Origin of the sequence: Pseudomonas sp. Irchel 3A18, assembly GCF_900187465.1 — a bacterium.
GTDB classification, from domain to species: domain Bacteria; phylum Pseudomonadota; class Gammaproteobacteria; order Pseudomonadales; family Pseudomonadaceae; genus Aquipseudomonas; species Aquipseudomonas cichorii.
Window position 1 is genome coordinate 109732 of record NZ_FYDI01000009.1, and the last position, 18576, is coordinate 128307.

Here is an 18576-nt window from a genome sequence, read left to right on the forward strand (position 1 = left end):
CAAACTCAAGATTTCAATGCTTCGGCTAGTTGCGCGATCTTGCCGCGAACTGAGCCATCGATAACCAGGTCGCCGGCGCGGATAACGACACCACCGATAAGGGTGGCATCCTCCGCAGCATGCAGGCGCACTTCCCGGCCGAGCCGTGCACTGAGAACCTTGGCGAGTTTGTCTTGCTGTTCTTGGTTCAATGCAAAAGCACTGGTGACATCCACATCGACCGATTTTTCCTGCTCGGCCTTGTACAGGTCGAACAGTTCGGCGATCTCCGGCAGAAGCGGGAGACGGTCGTTTTCAGCAACGACGTGGATGAAATTCTGTGCCTTGGCATCGAACTTGTCGCCACACACTTCAATAAAAGTGGTGGCCTTTTGTGCGCTCGTCAGTCGCGGGGCCTTGAGCAGGCTCTGCATGGTGTCGTCTTGCGACACCGCAGCAGCCAGGCCGAGCATGGCTGACCAATTGGCCAGTTGCTGGTGGGCCTGCGCGTGCTCGAAGGCCGCCTTAGCGTAAGGTCGGGCCAACGTGGTCAGTTCTGCCATGATCGCCCTCGCTTAAATTTCAGCTGCCAGTTTGTTAACCAGCTCCGCGTGCGCGTTTTGATCGATTGTGGCACCCAGGATCTTCTCGGCGCCATTGACTGCCAGGCTACCCAACTGGGCGCGCAGAGCGTCTTTGACACTGTTCAGTTCCTGCTCGATCTCGGCCTGAGCCTGAGCCTTCACACGGTCAGCTTCAACGCGAGCCTGTTCACGGGCTTCGTCGACAATCTGTGTACCGCGTTTCTTGGCTTGCTCAATGATCTCGGCTGCTTGAGCTTTAGCTTCGCGCAGTTGTTGACCCACTTTGTCTTGGGCCAGCTCCAGGTCGCGAGCTGCTCGTGTAGCAGCGTCCAGTCCATCCGCGATCTTCTTCTGACGTTCGTGCAAAGCCGCGATGACCGGAGGCCACACGAACTTCATGCAGAACAGCACAAAGATGAAGAACGCAACGGACTGGCCAATCAGGGTTGCATTAATATTCACGCCAACACCTCGCTCGTTCGTTGTCCATCACACCAATCAACTCGAAAATTCGAGCGATTAGCCAGCGAGCTGACCAACGAAGGGGTTCGCGAAGGTGAAGAACAGAGCGATACCAACACCGATCATGGTAACGGCGTCGAGCAGACCCGCAACGATGAACATTTTAACTTGCAGCATTGGAACCATTTCTGGCTGACGCGCTGCGCCTTCCAGGAACTTACCGCCCAACAGGCCGAAACCGATTGCAGTACCCAGTGCGCCCAGGCCGATCAACAGTGCAACAGCGATAGCGGTTAGACCAACTACAGTTTCCATCTTTCCTCCCGACTTTTACGTCGTATTGGTTAGGTTTTCTTAGATTAAAGCGGTAAAGCAAAATCGTTTGTTACATCAGCCCTTGCGGTTTCCCGCTTGCGGCTCCCTCTCACCAATGGCAAGAGGGTCATCAGATGCGCCGGATGGCGAATCTTAATGGTTATCTTCGTGAGCCATCGACAGGTAAACGATGGTCAGCATCATGAAGATGAACGCTTGCAGGGTGATGATCAGGATGTGGAAGACAGCCCACGCCCATTGCAGAACCACACCCAGGCCACTGAGCCAGAGCAGGCCGCTGCCGAACATGACCGCGATCAGGATGAATACCAGCTCGCCAGCGTACATGTTGCCGAACAGACGCAGTGCCAGCGAAATCGGCTTGGCTACCAGTGTCACGAATTCAAGCAGGAAGTTCACCGGAATCAGCAGAGCCTGAACGAAGATGTTCTTGCTGCCGAACGGGTGAAGGGTCAGTTCGCCGATGAAACCACCGATGCCCTTGACCTTGATGCTGTAGAAAATGATCAGTGCGAAGACCGACAGAGCCATGCCCAGGGTGGCATTCGGGTCAGTGGTCGGAACAGCACGGAAAGGAATGTGCTCGTCGCCCGAGATCAGCATCGCCAACTGAGGAATCCAGTCAACCGGAACCAGGTCGACGGCGTTCATCAGAAATACCCAGACGAAAATGGTCAGGGCCAGGGGAGCGATCACCGCGCTACGGCCGTGAAAGCTGTCCCGCACGCTGCCATCGACGAACTCGATCAGAACTTCGACGAAGTTCTGCAGAGCGCCAGGCTGGCCGGAAGTTACCTTCTTGGCCGCCATACGGAAGATAAGAACGAAAATCAGGCCCAGTGCGACCGACCAGCCGAGAGTATCGACGTGGAAAGCCCAAAAGCCCATTTCCTTTGCTTCTGCTGCGGTATGGGCAAAGCCCCAGCTGCCGTTGGGTAGCTGACCGAATGTCAGGTTCTGCAAGTGGTGCTGGATATAGCCCGAAGCTGTTTGCTCTGCCATTTTTGCCTCAAACGCCCTAAGGTCTCGAAAGTCTTGTTCTCATTAGCAGGGGAGCGAACCAGTTGACCACCTGGATCAACATGAACACGCCGAATACAGCCAGCGGCGCCAATGGCTTCACACCTGCGAACGTCAATGCAAAAAGCACTGCCGTCAAAATCAGTTTGCCTGCCTCGCCGGCATAAAATGACCGGACGATTGCTTGCGCTGCTCTGGCCCCGGAAAACCGGAAAGCCTTGTGAGCAAAGTACAAATTGGGCAGCCACGCTATCAGGCCACCGCACAGCCCTGAATATCCCGCTACGACTCCATTCCACTGCATGAGCGCCAGAGCGGCCAGCAGCAGGACAATCAATTGAGCCAGCAATACCGGAAAAACCGCCAGCCGATGGAACGGCAAGCGGTCTGGCATGCGTGATTCCATCGCAACTGCTCCTTGAATGTCGGTCGCCACAAGCAATAACTTGGCATAATTTGTGCCGACAAAATGCGCGCAGAGTATAGGGGCGGTTAAGCCCCTATTCAACCGTAAGGTAGTGATTTCCGACTATACGCTACAGAGCAATTGTTTCAGCGAATGTGGGCGAGCACACCTTGCAACTCATCCAGCGAGTTGTAACGGATGACTAATTGCCCTTTTCCCTTCTGCCCATGACGAATCTGGACTGCAGAGCCCAGCCGCTCGGCGAGACGCTGTTCCAGCCGACTGATATCGGGGTCAGTCTTTACTGCCTCGACAGGAGCCGGCTTGCCACTGAGCCACTGCCTGACAAGGGCTTCGGTCTGACGCACAGTAAGGCCACGTGCGACAACATGTCGCGCACCTTCGACCTGCCTTTCTTCAGGCAAACCGAGCAATGCACGGGCATGACCCATTTCCAGGTCACCGTGGGACAGCATGGTCTTGATGACCTCAGGCAACGCAATCAGACGCAACAGGTTGGCCACGCTGACGCGCGACTTGCCCACCGCATCGGCGACCTGCTGCTGAGTCAGCTGGAACTCCTGCTGCAAGCGCTGCAACGCCATCGCTTCTTCAATGGGGTTCAGATCTTCGCGCTGGATGTTCTCGATCAGCGCCATGGCGATGGCGTTTTCATCCGAGACTTCGCGGACCATGGCCGGAATTGTCTCTACGCCCGCCTGCTGGCTGGCACGCCAGCGACGCTCACCGGCGATGATTTCATAGCGGTTGTCGCCAATCGGACGGATCACGATCGGCTGCATGACGCCCTGGGACTTGATCGACAGGGCAAGTTCTTCCAGCGCCTGGGGATCCATATCGCGGCGCGGCTGGTACTTGCCACGCTGGATGAGATCCAGAGGGACATGCTGCAGCTCACGCTGATCGATCTTGACGGCCTGTTCTTCCAGCGAACTGACGGTTGGACTGCTCAGAAGTGCGTCCAACCCACGTCCGAGACCTCGTTTCTTGACGGCCATGGGAATTCCTTAGGTTGGCTGCGCGGCTTTCGAGCTGCGACGTTGACGACGTACCAGTTCACCCGCCAGGGCCAGGTAAGCCAGCGCACCGCGAGAAGCCTTGTCATAGGCCAGCACCGGCATGCCGAAGCTCGGCGCCTCGGCGAGCCTGATGTTGCGCGGGATGACCGTGTCGTAGAGCTGATCGCCGAAATGTTCCTTGAGCTGCGCGGAAACATCGTTGATCAGGCTCAGGCGCGGGTCGTACATCGTGCGCAGCAACCCTTCGATTTTCAGTTGAGGGTTGAGCAGTTCTGCGATGCGCTTGATGTTATCCACAAGGTCGCTGAGACCTTCCAGCGCAAAGTACTCGCACTGCATGGGGATAATGACCCCATCGGAGGCCACCAGGGCATTGAGGGTCAGCATCGACAGCGACGGCGGGCAGTCGATGAGAATGTAATCGTAGTTTTCCCGGATCGGCGCCAGCGCATTGCGCAAGCGGCTTTCCTTCATCTGCATTTCCAGCAACACCACTTCGGCAGCCGTAAGGTCACGGTTGGCCGGCAGCAGTTGATAACCGCCATGTTCGGAAAACTGTATCGCCTCGGCCAGATCGCATTCACCGATCAGCAAGTCGTAAACCGAGTTTTCCAGGGTGTGTTTATCCACACCGCTGCCCATGGTCGCGTTGCCCTGAGGGTCGAGATCGATCAACAGCACGCGGCGCTTGGTTGCAACCAGTGACGCTGCGAGGTTGATACAGGTGGTGGTTTTACCCACACCACCTTTCTGGTTCGCTATCGCGAATACCTTAGCCATTCTTGCTTGTGTTCCCAGTCATGCCGTGCGGCGCAGTATCAGCAGATGGCGTTGGCCTTGGCAACCTGGAACGGTCAAGGCTTGTGCGCTATCGAGATGAAAGTCTGCCGGCAATGCTACCAGTTCATCGGTCGGATGCAGCCCTTTCATTGCCAGCCAACGTGTATCGGTGTCGCCCATGTGGCGAGTCCACCCGGTAAAGTCTTCCAGACTGCTGAACGCCCGGGAAACAATCCCCGTGAACGGTGCATCTGGCTGATAAGCTTCTGCACGGCTGTGGATAACTTCGAGGTTGTCGAGTTTCAGCTCAAGTTTGACCTGAGTCTGGAACCGGGTTTTCTTGCCATTGCTGTCCAGAAGCGAAACCTTCATCTCTGGAAACATGATAGCCAAGGGAATGCCGGGCATTCCGCCACCGCTACCAACGTCCAGCCAGCGTGGTCCTTCGATGAAGGGTACGACGCTCAGGCTGTCGAGCAAATGCCGCGAAACCATCTCGTCCGGATTGCGTACAGCCGTCAGGTTGTAGGCTTTGTTCCACTTTATCAACAGCTCGAGGTAAGCCAGCAACTGGCCATGCTGTTTTTCACTCAGATCCACACCCAGTTCCCGGGCTCCTGTGGATAATTCCTGAGCATGCTGCGCAGTCACCATAGAACTCAAGCGCTTTGCTCCAACTGACGGCCCGCGCCGCGTTTTTTCAAGTGAATCATCAACAGGGAAATCGCCGCCGGCGTTACACCAGGAATACGCGATGCCTGTCCCAGGGTCTCGGGACGAGTTATCCCCAGCTTGCCTTGAATCTCTTTCGACAGACCGGAAATCGTCGTGTAATCGATGTCTTCCGGCAGTTTTGTATCTTCGCTGGCCCGCAGACGGGCAATTTCATCCTGCTGACGCTCGATGTAACCGGCGTATTTGGTCTTGATCTCGACCTGCTCGGTGACTTGAGGGTCGCTGCAACCCTGACCGGTAAGGGAAATCAGGCTCGCATAATCGACTTCCGGACGAGTCAGCAGGTTGAGCAGATTGTATTCGTGGGTCAGCGGCGTGCCGAAATGGGCAGCAATCGCATCGCCCTGCTCTGTGCCAGGACGGACCCAGGTACTTTTCAGGCGCTGTTCTTCCAGCGCGATATTTTCACGCTTGGTGCAGAACGCTGCCCAGCGGGCATCGTCGATCAGACCCAGTTCGCGACCTTTTTCCGTCAGACGCAAATCGGCGTTGTCTTCACGCAGGATCAGACGGTATTCGGCACGGGATGTGAACATCCGGTACGGCTCTTGTGTGCCGAGGGTAATCAGGTCGTCAACCAGCACGCCGATGTACGCTTCATCACGGCGTGGGCACCAGCTTTCCTTGCCCTGTGCACGAAGCGCAGCGTTGGTTCCGGCCAGCAGACCTTGTGCACCGGCCTCTTCGTAGCCAGTGGTGCCGTTGATCTGGCCTGCGAAAAACAAACCGCCGATGACTTTGGTTTCCAGGCTGTACTTCAGGTCGCGAGGATCGAAGTAATCGTATTCGATGGCGTAGCCAGGGCGAACGATGTGCGCGTTCTCCATGCCACGAATCGAGCGAACGATCTGCAGTTGCACGTCGAATGGCAGCGAAGTCGAAATACCGTTCGGATAAAGCTCGTGGGTAGTCAGACCTTCAGGCTCGATGAAGACCTGGTGGCTTTCCTTGTCGGCAAAACGGTGGATCTTGTCTTCGATCGAAGGACAGTAGCGCGGGCCGATACCTTCGATGACACCGGAATACATCGGTGAACGATCAAGGTTGGAGGCAATGATTTCGTGGGTCCGGGCGTTGGTATGCGTAATCCAGCAACTGACTTGCTCTGGATGCTGCTCCTTTGAACCCAGGAACGACATGACCGGGATAGGCGTATCGCCCGGTTGTTCTGTCATCACTGAGAAATCCACAGAACGGCCATCGATGCGTGGCGGTGTTCCGGTTTTCAGTCGACCGACGCGCAGCGGCAGTTCACGTAACCGTTTTGCCAGGGCAATCGAAGGCGGATCTCCAGCGCGACCACCGGAATAGTTCTGCATACCGATGTGGATAAGTCCGCCCAGGAAGGTACCTGTGGTCAAAACCACGGAGTCGGCCATGAAACGCAAGCCCATTTGCGTGACGACACCGCGAACCTGGTCCTGTTCGACGATCAGGTCGTCACAGGATTGTTGAAATATCCACAGGTTCGGCTGGTTTTCGAGAATTTCGCGAATGGCTGCCTTGTACAGAACACGGTCTGCCTGGGCACGTGTCGCTCGTACTGCTGGCCCTTTGCGGCTGTTCAATACACGGAACTGGATGCCGCCTTTATCGGTAGCCATTGCCATCGCACCGCCAAGGGCGTCGATTTCCTTGACCAGATGACTTTTGCCAATACCGCCAATAGCAGGGTTACAGCTCATCTGACCGAGCGTTTCCACGTTGTGCGTCAGCAATAGGGTTTTGACACCCATGCGTGCCGACGCAAGTGCGGCCTCGGTACCGGCATGACCGCCACCGATGACGATCACTTCAAAACGGGAAGGGAAATCCACCACGCACCTCGTGCCTGTTGTCGATGGGAAATTGGGATAGCTGACAAGTATAGGGAATACACCCACCTGAAAGAAACCCGTTGCACAAAATTTAACCAGCTGTGGAAAACTGGCGAATAAAGAAATTAAAAAGGAAAGAAATCTTATAAAACCTTGTTTTTATGTTTATTCTTACTGAGCAACCTTTCTGTGGATAAGGTTCTACAGGCTATATAAATCAATATGTACAGCGATTCAAAAGTCTGTGTTCATGTGCCATTGAGGCCTTTGGATAACCGTCTTGAGCCTGTGGATTAAATGACCACTTGTCCACAGACGGGTTTATCTTCAGCTTTCGACCCCAGTTATCAACTGAGCTCAGAAGCAGTTATTCACAGGGCTTAATTCAGATAAATTGCTTCCGGAAGGGACAATTCACAGGCTGAGGGCACACAGGATTGTGTTGTCTGAGCGACTGGCGGTAGCGAGGGAGGCACAGCAAGGCTTCCCTTTGTGGGTAAGAGAGGCTGATCGAGGGCTTTGTTGTGAGGTCTGAGATGCAAGCCCGGCATTGCACCGGGCTGTTCGAGCCGTGTGTGCGGAATTATTTACCGATGCAGAAGCTTGAGAAGATCCTGCCAAGCAGATCGTCCGAGCTGAAGGCTCCGGTAATTTCACCCAGCGCCTGCTGAGCTTGACGCAGGTCTTCGGCCAATAGCTCGCCTGCGCCCGCCAGTGTCAGTTGTGCGCGGCCATGTTCCAGGAAGTCACTGGCATGGCGCAGCGCTTCAAGATGGCGTCGACGTGCGCTGAAGCTGCTTTCAGAGGTCTGTTCATAACCCATGCAGGCTTTGAGGTGTTCACGCAGCAGTTCCAGGCCTTCTCCACCGGCCTTGGCGCTCAGGCTGATCGTGACATGGCCATCGGCACTGGTTTCCAGGCCAATCAGGTCGCCGCTGAGATCGGCTTTGTTACGGATCAGCGTAACCTTGGCTGGATCAGGACGTTGTTCCAGGAATTCAGGCCACAGGGCGAAAGGATCGGATGCCTCCGGCGCAGTCGCGTCGACGACCAGCAAGATGCGGTCTGCCTCGCCAATGGCCTTGAGAGCACGTTGTACACCGATGATCTCTACCTGATCGTCGGTATCGCGCAGGCCTGCTGTATCCACGACATGCAGCGGCATGCCGTCTATGTGGATATGTTCGCGCAGCACATCCCGTGTGGTGCCGGCAATCTCGGTGACGATCGCGGCCTCTCGACCTGCCAAGGCGTTGAGCAGGCTGGATTTACCGGCATTGGGGCGGCCGGCAATCACCACGGTCATGCCGTCACGCAGCAATGCACCCTGCCCTGCTTCGCGCAGCACTGTGGATAACTCGTCACGCACGTCATCGAGCATGCTCAGCACGTGGCCATCGGCAAGGAAGTCGATTTCTTCCTCGGGAAAGTCGATGGCCGCCTCCACATAGATCCGCAGGCTGATCAGCTTTTCGGTCAAGTTATCCACACGATGGGAAAAAACACCCTGCAAGGAGCGCAGCGCATTACGTGCAGCCTGTGCAGAACTGGCTTCGATCAGGTCCGCAATGGCTTCGGCCTGGGCCAGATCCAGCTTGTCGTTAAGGAAAGCACGCTCGCTGAATTCTCCCGGCCGCGCCAGACGACTGCCCAGCTGCAGGCAGCGCTGCAGCAACATATCCAGAACAATGGGACCGCCGTGGCCCTGAAGCTCCAGGACATCTTCACCGGTAAAGGAATTGGGCCCTGGAAAATAAAGCGCGATTCCTTCGTCGATGACCTGCCCTGTTTCATCCTCGAAAGGACCGTAATGGGCAAATCGTGGTTTTGGCGTGCGTCCAATGATTGCCTGGGCAGACTTGCTCGCCAAAGGCCCGGATATACGCACGATGCCAACACCACCGCGACCTTGAGCGGTGGCGATGGCGGCGATGGTTTCACGAGGGACGTTCATGGTCCGGCTCCTGGGCAACTGACAGATAGCAAAACGCCCCACGAGGGGGCGCTTTGTAAAACGTGTTCACAGGTTAGATCAGGCAGCAGCTTTGTTGGTAGCCGCTTCGATCTTGCGAGTGATGTAGGCCTGCTGTGCAATCGACAGGGTGTTGTTCACAACCCAGTACAGAACCAGACCGGCAGGGAACCACAGGAAGAAGAACGTGAAGATGATTGGCATCATTTTCATGACCTTGGCCTGCATCGGATCCGGCGGAGTCGGGTTCAGACGCTGCTGGATGAACATGGTCGCGCCCATGATGATCGGCAGGATAAAGAACGGGTCTTTGATCGACAGGTCGGTTATCCACAGCATCCATGGAGCCTGACGCATTTCCACGCTTTCCAGGAGTACCCAGTACAGCGCAAGGAAAACCGGCATCTGGACAAGAATTGGCAAGCATCCACCCAGCGGGTTGATCTTTTCTTTCTTGTACAGCTCCATCATTGCCTGGGACATCTTCTGACGATCATCGCCAAACTGTTCTTTCAGCGCGGTCAGCTTCGGACCTACGGCACGCATGCGCGCCATGGATTTGTAGCTGGCAGCCGACAGAGGGAAGAACAGGCCTTTGATCAGCATGGTCAGGAAGATGATCGACCAGCCCCAGTTACCCACAATGGCGTGGATATGTTGCAGCAGCCAGAAGATCGGCTGGGCAATGAACCACAGGATGCCGTAATCGACAGTCAGTTCCAGGCCTGGGGATAACTCTTTGAGTACCGCCTGGCTTTTCGGACCTGCATACAACGTAGCGCTGGTTTCACCTTTGCCACCGGCAGCAACCGACAGGGTCGGGCCAGTGAAGCCGATGATGTAGTTGCCCTGGCTGTCTTTACGTGTCTGAACAGCGTTGCTGTCGCCATGGCTTGGAATCCAGGCCGTCACGAAGTAATGCTGGAGCCATGCAACCCAGCCACCCTGGACTGTTTCTTTCAGCGGAGCCTTGTCGATATCTTTCATCGACACTTTTTTGTACGGCTCTGCAGCTGTCCACAAGGCAGCACCCAGGTAGGTGGCAGTGCCAGTGGCAGTGGTCGAAGACGGATCGGAACTGGCATCGCGCTTCAGTTGTGCAAACAGATTGCCCGCCCATGGCTGAGCACTCTGGTTATCCACAACGTAGGTGACAACAACATCGTACAGGCCACGTTTGAAGGTGAAACGCTTGATGTAATTGACGCCGTTATCAGCGAATTTCAGCTCGACGACCAGATCGTTCTGGCCATCGTTCAGTTGATAAGTCTTCTGTGGAGACGAATAAACCGGACGACCGGCAGCACGTGCATCAGGTCCGTTGGTACCGGTCAGGCCACTTTGTGCCAGAAAAGTACGCTCGCCACCATTGTCGAACAGCTGGAATGGAACATCCGGGCGGTCCTGACGACGTGGATACAGGGGAAGACGAAGTTGAACCACGTCACCACCTACCGGATCGATCGCCAGATCGAGCACGTCGGTCTTGACCTGAATCAGGTCCTTGCTCGGTGCGACTGGCGTTTCCAGAGGCGCTGCGACATTGGTCGCTGTAGCACTTGGAACATCGGCATTTGCAGAACCATTAGTACCAGCAGCCGTATCCGGTATAGCCGGTGCGGTTGTGCTGGCTGCAACATTCTGGGTCGGCATGGCAGCCTGGCCGTAGTCTTGGTTCCATTTCAGAACCCCGACGTAGGTCACGATTGCCAGGGCGACGATCAGGATCGTGCGTTTAATATCCATGATTACTCGGCCATCGAAGAAGAACGGGAGGTGGGGACAGGTGGAACCGGGTCATAACCACCGGGATTCCACGGATGACAGCGGCCCAAACGACGAAGTGTCAGCCAGCCGCCGCGTAAAAGGCCATGATTATCGATGGCTTCATACGCATAGCAGGAGCAACTGGGGTAGAAACGACAGTGACTGGCCATCAGCGGGCTAATGGCATAGCGGTAAAACTGGATCGGAACGAGTGCCAGTTTACGCATCTGGACTGTCTACCCCTGCAGTTTCGGGTTTTGCTTCTGGAGTGGGTCGGCTACGCGCCAGACGTTTCCAGAGCTTGCCGAAATGCTGAATCAATTCCGGGTTTTCTATGTCACCCAGACCCTTACGCGCGACGATCACGATATCCCAACCGACCAGATTATCCTGGTGTTGGCGAAATGATTCGCGCATGAGGCGTTTCAAGCGGTTTCGCTCAACGGAGAGTTTTACGCTCTTTTTACCTATTACCAGCCCTAGACGGGGATGATCAAGGTCGTTGTTGCGAGCAAGGAGCAGGAGATTTTTCCCCGGAACCTTGCCGGTAGGGGAGTCAAAGACTGCCTTGAAATGCCGGGGAGTCAGCAAACGCTTTTCCCGACTGAAGTCTCGACTCACCACCAGTGCCGATTTATCAAACTGCCAGACGCTTACGGCCTTTGGCGCGACGACGCGACAGGACTGCACGGCCGTTCTTGGTGGCCATACGGGCACGGAAACCGTGGGTGCGGGCGCGCTTGATTGTGCTGGGTTGGAAAGTACGTTTCATGGCGTGTTACCTGGTTCGTCCACTACGGGCCGGAATGGCCCCCGTTTTAAGAGACCGGGGATTCTAGAGAAAGCAAGCGTGCAGGTCAATTTCCAACCAGCTTTTCCTTTATCTACTTCCTTACAGCTCATTACGTATTCCTCACCCGGTTCGAGGGTTGCCTGAGAGAAATCAGTTATAGAAATAAAAAGAAGGAATATTTAAAGCTTTTCTGTAGAGCTTATAAAGACTAGGGGCGACGCTATCTGTGGATAACTACTCCAAAGCCTCTAAAATCAATGTGTACAGAAGATCAAAAGACTGTCGAGAAACGGTGTCCTGCCTGTGCGGTGACCTCGGAAAAGCTGTGTATGGAATGCCTTGTTATCCACAGGCTGGTTATCCACAGAGTTTCACCGTGACTTATGCAATGAGCTGAAGCCGGTTTATCCACAGGGCTTATCCCGCTACCGTCTGTCGCCTTTTCAACGAATAAAAGCCGGGTTTCTCCTTGTTTGTGAGCAACCTACATGTGGATAAGTCGGCGTCTGATCGTTACAATGGCGTATGTTTTTGCCTCACCGGCTTTCGACTTAGGGGATATCCGTGTCAGTGGAACTTTGGCAGCAGTGCGTGGAGCTTTTGCGCGATGAGCTGCCTGCCCAGCAATTCAACACCTGGATCCGTCCGCTACAGGTCGAAGCCGAAGGCGACGAGTTGCGTGTATATGCGCCGAACCGTTTCGTTCTCGATTGGGTTAACGAAAAGTATCTGAGCCGTCTGCTTGAGCTTCTGGGCGAGCACGGCCAGGGAATGGCGCCTGCCCTTTCCTTATTAATAGGCAGCAAGCGCAGCTCGGCTCCGCGTGCGGCACCCAATGCCCCATTGGCTGCTGCCGCTTCGCAAGCGTTGTCAGCCAATAACGTCAGCAGCGTTTCAACACCTGTTGCCGCTCCAGTGGTGGCTGCTCCTGCGCCGGCTCCTGCAGTTCAGAACGCCGAGACTCATGACGAGCCTTCGCGTGACAGTTTCGATCCGATGGCGGGCGCCAGTTCGCAGCAGGCTCCGGCGCGGGCCGAGCAGCGTACTGTCCAGGTTGAAGGTGCGCTCAAGCACACCAGTTACCTGAACCGTACGTTCACCTTTGAAAACTTCGTCGAAGGTAAATCCAACCAGCTGGCCCGTGCTGCGGCCTGGCAGGTTGCGGATAATCCCAAGCATGGCTACAACCCGCTCTTCCTTTATGGTGGCGTCGGTCTGGGTAAGACTCACTTGATGCATGCCGTGGGCAACCACCTGCTCAAGAAGAACCCGAATGCGAAGGTTGTCTATCTGCACTCGGAGCGTTTCGTGGCCGACATGGTCAAGGCGCTGCAACTGAACGCGATCAACGAATTCAAGCGTTTCTATCGCTCGGTCGATGCCTTACTGATCGATGACATTCAGTTCTTCGCCCGTAAGGAGCGTTCCCAGGAAGAGTTTTTCCACACCTTCAACGCACTGCTCGAAGGCGGACAGCAGGTCATTCTCACCAGTGACCGCTACCCCAAAGAGATCGAAGGCCTGGAAGAGCGTCTGAAATCCAGGTTTGGCTGGGGGCTTACTGTGGCCGTCGAGCCGCCGGAGCTGGAAACCCGCGTTGCGATCCTGATGAAGAAAGCCGATCAGGCCAAGGTCGAATTACCTCATGACGCTGCATTCTTCATTGCGCAGCGCATTCGCTCCAACGTCCGTGAACTCGAAGGCGCACTCAAGCGTGTCATCGCTCACTCGCACTTCATGGGCCGGGATATCACGATCGAACTGATTCGTGAGTCTCTGAAAGATTTGTTGGCGTTGCAGGACAAACTCGTGAGTGTGGATAACATTCAGCGTACTGTCGCCGAGTATTACAAGATCAAAATCTCCGACCTGTTGTCCAAGCGTCGCTCCCGTTCTGTTGCCCGTCCACGTCAGGTGGCGATGGCGCTTTCCAAAGAGCTGACGAACCACAGTCTTCCGGAAATTGGCGATGTATTCGGCGGTCGTGACCATACGACCGTTTTGCATGCATGCCGCAAGATCAACGAACTCAAGGAATCCGACGCGGATATCCGCGAGGACTACAAGAACCTGCTGCGGACTCTGACTACATGATGACGCCAGTGCAGCTTATCAAGGCAAGGGACTAGACCATGCATTTCACCATTCAACGCGAAGCCCTGTTGAAACCTCTGCAATTGGTCGCCGGCGTTGTTGAACGCCGTCAGACCCTGCCGGTGCTATCCAATGTGCTGATGGTCGTCGAAGGCCAGCAACTTTCCCTGACAGGTACCGACCTGGAAGTGGAGCTGGTCGGTCGTGTCCAACTCGAAGAGCCAGCCGAGCCCGGGGAAATCACTGTTCCTGCGCGCAAGCTGATGGATATCTGCAAAAGCCTGCCGAACGACGTGCTGATCGACATCAAGGTCGATGACTCCAAAGTGGTGGTCAAGGCCGGTCGTAGCCGCTTCACTTTGTCCACATTGCCTGCCAACGACTTCCCTACTGTAGAAGAAGGTCCTGGCTCGCTGACGTTCGACCTGGTGCAGAGCAAGCTTCGCCGCCTGATCGAGCGCACCAGTTTTGCGATGGCCCAACAGGATGTCCGTTACTACCTTAATGGCATGCTGCTTGAAGTCAGCGCTGGCATTTTGCGTGCTGTCGCCACCGACGGTCACCGTCTTGCCATGTGCTCCATGTCTGCACAGATCGAACAAGCCGACCGCCACCAAGTGATCGTGCCTCGTAAAGGTATTCTGGAAATGGCGCGTCTGCTCACCGAGCAGGACGGCATTGTCAGCATCGTATTGGGTCAGCACCACATTCGTGCCACGACCGGCGAGTTCACCTTTACCTCCAAACTGGTAGACGGCAAATTCCCGGACTACGAGCGCGTCCTGCCAAAAGGTGGTGACAAGCTGGTATTGGGCGATCGCCAGGCATTGCGTGAGGCGTTCAGCCGTACTGCAATTCTGTCGAACGAAAAATACCGTGGCATCCGTCTGCAACTGGCCAACGGTCAATTGAAGATTCAGGCCAACAACCCTGAGCAGGAAGAAGCGGAAGAAGAGATCAGCGTAGAGTACAGCGGTGACTCCCTGGAAATCGGTTTCAACGTGAGCTACTTGCTCGACGTGCTGGGCGTGATGACTACAGAACAAGTGCGCTTGATTCTGTCCGACTCCAACAGCAGCGCCCTGGTACAAGAATCGGATAACGATGATTCCGCCTACGTTGTCATGCCGATGCGTCTGTAACCTCATGTTCAGCGCTATCTAGATGTCTCTTAGCCGCATCTCGGTCACTGGGGTGCGCAATCTGCACCCGGTGACCTTTTCCCCCTCCCCGCGTATCAACATTCTTTACGGTGCCAACGGAAGTGGCAAAACCAGCGTGCTGGAAGCCATTCACTTGCTGGGCATTGCACGCTCGTTTCGCAGCAGTCGCCTTCTTCCAGTCATTCAATATGAACAGCCAGCCTGCACTGTCTTTGGTCAGGTTCAACTGGCTGAGAGTGGCCAAAGCAATCTGGGAATTTCCCGGGACAGACAAGGCGAGTTTCAGATTCGCATTGATGGGCAAAATGCACGCAGTGCTGCTCAACTGGCCGAGATACTTCCACTGCAACTGATCAACCCCGACAGTTTTCGCTTGCTGGAAGGCGCACCGAAAATACGCCGACAGTTTCTGGACTGGGGAGTGTTCCACGTGGAACCTCGTTTCATGTCCACCTGGCAGCGGCTCCAGAAGGCCCTGCGGCAGCGGAACTCATGGCTGCGGCATGGTACACTTGACGCCGCTTCGCAAGCGGCATGGGATCGGGAACTGTGCCTGGCCAGTGATGAAATCGATGAGTTTCGTCGCACTTATATCAAGGCCCTGAAACCCGTCTTTGAACAAACTTTGAGCGAACTTGTTGAGCTTGAAGGTTTGACCCTGAGCTACTACCGAGGCTGGGATAAGGAAAAAGAGCTGAGCACTGTGCTCGCTTCATCCTTGCATCGTGATCAGCAAATGGGCCATACACAGGCCGGACCACAACGAGCTGATTTGCGTCTTAGATTGGGCGCACACAATGCTGCGGATATATTGTCCCGCGGTCAGCAGAAATTAGTGGTCTGTGCATTGCGCATCGCTCAAGGGCATCTGGTTAGCCAGGCTCGCCGCGGCCAATGTATTTACCTGGTGGACGACTTGCCTTCCGAACTGGACGACAACCACCGCCGCGCACTTTGTCGCTTGCTGGAAGAATTACGCTGCCAGGTATTTATTACCTGTGTAGATCAAGAATTTTTGAGGGAAGGCTGGCAGACGGAAACGCCAGTTGCTTTGTTCCACGTGGAACAAGGCCGTATCACCCAGACCCACGACCATCGGGAGTGATTGCATGAGCGAAAATCAAACGTACGACTCGTCCAGCATTAAAGTGCTGAAAGGACTTGATGCCGTACGCAAGCGTCCCGGAATGTACATCGGTGATACAGACGATGGCAGCGGTCTGCACCATATGGTGTTCGAGGTGGTTGATAACTCGATCGACGAAGCTTTGGCTGGCCACTGCGACGACATCAGCATCACCATCCATCCAGACGAATCCATTACCGTACGCGACAACGGCCGCGGTATTCCGGTAGACGTCCACAAAGAAGAAGGCGTTTCGGCTGCAGAGGTCATCATGACCGTGCTCCACGCCGGCGGTAAGTTCGATGACAACTCCTACAAGGTTTCCGGCGGTCTGCACGGTGTAGGTGTTTCTGTAGTTAACGCCCTCTCGGAAGTCCTGCAACTGACTGTACGTCGCAGCGGCAAGATCTGGGAGCAAACCTACGTTCACGGTGTTCCACAGGAACCCATGAAAATCGTGGGTGAGAGCGATAGCACCGGTACGCAGATCCACTTCAAACCCTCCGCCGAAACCTTCAAGAACATCCATTTCAGTTGGGACATCCTGGCCAAGCGGATTCGTGAACTGTCATTCCTGAACTCCGGCGTTGGTATCTTCCTGAAGGACGAACGCAGCGGTAAGGAAGAACTCTTCAAGTACGAAGGTGGCCTGCGCGCTTTTGTTGAGTACCTGAACACCAACAAGACTGCGGTCAACCAGGTGTTCCACTTCAACGTCCAGCGTGACGATGGTGTGGGTGTAGAGATCGCCTTGCAGTGGAACGACAGCTTCAACGAGAACCTGTTGTGCTTCACCAACAACATTCCGCAGCGTGACGGCGGTACGCACCTTGTTGGTTTCCGTTCTGCGCTGACCCGTAACCTGAACAACTACATCGAACAGGAAGGTCTGGCCAAGAAGCACAAAGTTGCCACGACCGGTGACGATGCGCGTGAAGGTCTGACTGCGATCATTTCGGTCAAGGTGCCGGATCCGAAGTTCAGCTCCCAGACCAAAGACAAGCTGGTTTCGTCTGAAGTCAAAACCGCAGTCGAACAAGAGATGGGTAAATACTTCTCTGACTTCCTGCTGGAAAACCCGAACGAAGCCAAGGCCGTCGTGGGCAAGATGCTCGATGCTGCACGCGCTCGTGAAGCTGCGCGCAAGGCACGTGAAATGACTCGCCGTAAAGGCGCGCTGGATATCGCGGGTCTGCCGGGCAAGCTCGCTGACTGCCAGGAAAAAGACCCTGCCCTTTCCGAACTCTACCTCGTGGAAGGGGACTCTGCTGGCGGTTCAGCCAAGCAGGGGCGTAATCGTAAAACCCAGGCAATCCTGCCGCTCAAGGGCAAGATCCTCAACGTCGAAAAAGCTCGTTTCGACAAGATGATCTCCTCCCAGGAAGTGGGCACTTTGATCACCGCCCTGGGCTGTGGCATCGGCCGCGAAGAGTACAACATCGACAAACTGCGTTATCACAACATCATCATCATGACCGATGCTGACGTCGACGGTTCGCACATCCGTACCCTGCTGCTGACGTTCTTCTTCCGTCAGTTGCCGGAGCTGGTCGAGCGTGGCTACATCTATATCGCTCAGCCACCGCTGTACAAGGTCAAGAAAGGCAAGCAAGAGCAGTACATCAAAGACGACGAGGCCATGGAAGAATACATGACCCAGTCGGCTCTGGAAGACGCCAGCCTGCACCTGAACGACTCGGCTCCTGGTATCTCCGGCGAATCTCTGGAGCGCCTGGTCAACGACTTCCGCATGGTCATGAAGACCCTCAAGCGCCTGTCGCGTCTGTATCCTCAGGAACTGACCGAGCACTTCGTTTACCTGCCACCTGTCACGCTCGAACAACTGTCTGACCATGCCGGCATGCAAGCCTGGCTGGCCAAGTTCGATGAGCGTCTGCGTGCGGGTGAGAAGTCGGGTCTGGTGTACAAGGCCAGCCTGCGTGAAGACCGTGAACGTAACGTATGGCTGCCAGAGGTTGAACTGATCTCTCACGGCCTGTCGAACTACGTCACCTTCAACCGCGACTTCTTCGGCAGCAACGACTACAAGACCGTCACTGCCCTGGGCGCACAAATCAGCTCCCTGTTGGAAGAAGGCGCCTACGTGCAACGTGGCGAGCGCAAGAAGCCAGTCACCGAGTTCAAGGACGCCCTTGCCTGGCTGATGGCCGAAAGCACCAAGCGCCACACCATCCAGCGCTATAAAGGTCTGGGCGAAATGAACCCGGATCAGCTCTGGGAAACCACCATGGACCCAAGCGTGCGCCGCATGCTGAAAGTCACGATCGAAGACGCAATCGCAGCCGACCAGATCTTCAACACCCTCATGGGTGATGCGGTTGAGCCTCGTCGCGACTTCATCGAGAGCAATGCGTTGGCGGTTTCCAACCTGGATTTCTAAGGTTGTTGTAGCTGCAAGTGGACGTGTTTTTATCGTCCTGTAAAAAACCCAGCCGAGTGCTGGGTTTTTTTATGACCTACATTTGATTGTGCGCTTGCTCA

18 protein-coding genes are annotated in these 18576 nt (G+C 55.4%); 4 read left to right on the forward strand and 14 right to left on the reverse strand.

The genetic code is table 11. From position 1 onward, the window contains the following. Positions 1-5: 5 nt before the first annotated feature. The 14 genes from CKW23_RS18050 to rpmH form a co-directional block, all read right to left on the reverse strand. Complete coding sequence (locus CKW23_RS18050; RefSeq protein WP_025262617.1) at positions 6-542, reverse strand: F0F1 ATP synthase subunit delta; 537 nt, start codon at positions 540-542, stop codon at positions 6-8. Between the two features lie 12 nt (positions 543-554). Beyond that, positions 555-1025 (reverse strand): F0F1 ATP synthase subunit B, encoded by a 471-nt coding sequence (locus tag CKW23_RS18055; RefSeq protein ID WP_025262618.1) that lies wholly within the window; start codon positions 1023-1025, stop codon positions 555-557. Between the two features lie 57 nt (positions 1026-1082). Further along, a complete protein-coding gene (gene atpE, locus CKW23_RS18060) occupies positions 1083-1340 on the reverse strand; it encodes a F0F1 ATP synthase subunit C (protein WP_002555987.1) in 258 nt (85 codons plus the stop codon). A 153-nt stretch (positions 1341-1493) separates the two neighbouring features. Further along, positions 1494-2363, reverse strand: a complete 870-nt coding sequence (gene atpB / locus CKW23_RS18065) for a F0F1 ATP synthase subunit A (RefSeq protein WP_025262619.1) — start codon at positions 2361-2363, stop codon at positions 1494-1496. A 16-nt stretch (positions 2364-2379) separates the two neighbouring features. Beyond that, positions 2380-2787 carry a F0F1 ATP synthase subunit I gene (locus CKW23_RS18070; protein ID WP_025262620.1) on the reverse strand — a complete coding sequence of 136 codons (408 nt, stop codon included), beginning with the start codon at positions 2785-2787 and terminating at the stop codon, positions 2380-2382. A gap of 146 nt (positions 2788-2933) precedes the next feature. Further along, positions 2934-3806, reverse strand: coding sequence for a ParB/RepB/Spo0J family partition protein (locus tag CKW23_RS18075; protein ID WP_025262621.1), 873 nt, complete (start codon positions 3804-3806; stop codon positions 2934-2936). A 9-nt stretch (positions 3807-3815) separates the two neighbouring features. Next, complete coding sequence (locus CKW23_RS18080; RefSeq protein WP_025262622.1) at positions 3816-4607, reverse strand: ParA family protein; 792 nt, start codon at positions 4605-4607, stop codon at positions 3816-3818. 18 nt (positions 4608-4625) lie between these two features. Further along, positions 4626-5270 (reverse strand): 16S rRNA (guanine(527)-N(7))-methyltransferase RsmG, encoded by a 645-nt coding sequence (gene rsmG, locus CKW23_RS18085; protein ID WP_025262623.1) that lies wholly within the window; start codon positions 5268-5270, stop codon positions 4626-4628. Next, complete coding sequence (mnmG, locus tag CKW23_RS18090) at positions 5267-7159, reverse strand: tRNA uridine-5-carboxymethylaminomethyl(34) synthesis enzyme MnmG (protein ID WP_025262624.1); 1893 nt, start codon at positions 7157-7159, stop codon at positions 5267-5269. The genes rsmG and mnmG overlap by 4 nt, the downstream gene beginning before the upstream one ends. A gap of 583 nt (positions 7160-7742) precedes the next feature. Further along, on the reverse strand, positions 7743-9113 hold the full coding sequence (gene mnmE, locus CKW23_RS18095; protein ID WP_095068089.1) for a tRNA uridine-5-carboxymethylaminomethyl(34) synthesis GTPase MnmE: 1371 nt from the start codon (positions 9111-9113) through the stop codon (positions 7743-7745). A 78-nt stretch (positions 9114-9191) separates the two neighbouring features. After that, positions 9192-10877, reverse strand: coding sequence for a membrane protein insertase YidC (gene yidC, locus CKW23_RS18100; RefSeq protein ID WP_025257770.1), 1686 nt, complete (start codon positions 10875-10877; stop codon positions 9192-9194). 2 nt (positions 10878-10879) lie between these two features. After that, positions 10880-11125 carry a membrane protein insertion efficiency factor YidD gene (gene yidD / locus CKW23_RS18105; RefSeq protein ID WP_038399718.1) on the reverse strand — a complete coding sequence of 82 codons (246 nt, stop codon included), beginning with the start codon at positions 11123-11125 and terminating at the stop codon, positions 10880-10882. Further along, positions 11118-11519, reverse strand: coding sequence for a ribonuclease P protein component (gene rnpA, locus CKW23_RS18110; RefSeq protein ID WP_025257771.1), 402 nt, complete (start codon positions 11517-11519; stop codon positions 11118-11120). Before rnpA ends, yidD begins: the two co-directional genes overlap by 8 nt. A gap of 16 nt (positions 11520-11535) precedes the next feature. Further along, a complete protein-coding gene (gene rpmH / locus CKW23_RS18115) occupies positions 11536-11670 on the reverse strand; it encodes a 50S ribosomal protein L34 (RefSeq protein ID WP_002551315.1) in 135 nt (44 codons plus the stop codon). Between the two features lie 585 nt (positions 11671-12255). Between rpmH and dnaA the strand changes: the two genes are divergently transcribed. The 4 genes from dnaA to gyrB are packed head-to-tail and all read left to right on the forward strand — an operon-like array spanning position 12256 to position 18475. Beyond that, entirely contained in the window at positions 12256-13785 is a 1530-nt protein-coding gene (gene dnaA, locus CKW23_RS18120; RefSeq protein ID WP_025257772.1) for a chromosomal replication initiator protein DnaA, read from the forward strand. 38 nt (positions 13786-13823) lie between these two features. Beyond that, a complete protein-coding gene (gene dnaN / locus CKW23_RS18125) occupies positions 13824-14927 on the forward strand; it encodes a DNA polymerase III subunit beta (RefSeq protein WP_025257773.1) in 1104 nt (367 codons plus the stop codon). 22 nt (positions 14928-14949) lie between these two features. After that, on the forward strand, positions 14950-16053 hold the full coding sequence (recF, locus tag CKW23_RS18130) for a DNA replication/repair protein RecF (protein ID WP_025257774.1): 1104 nt from the start codon (positions 14950-14952) through the stop codon (positions 16051-16053). Between the two features lie 4 nt (positions 16054-16057). Continuing rightward, on the forward strand, positions 16058-18475 hold the full coding sequence (gyrB, locus tag CKW23_RS18135) for a DNA topoisomerase (ATP-hydrolyzing) subunit B (protein ID WP_095068090.1): 2418 nt from the start codon (positions 16058-16060) through the stop codon (positions 18473-18475). Positions 18476-18576 lie beyond the last annotated feature (101 nt).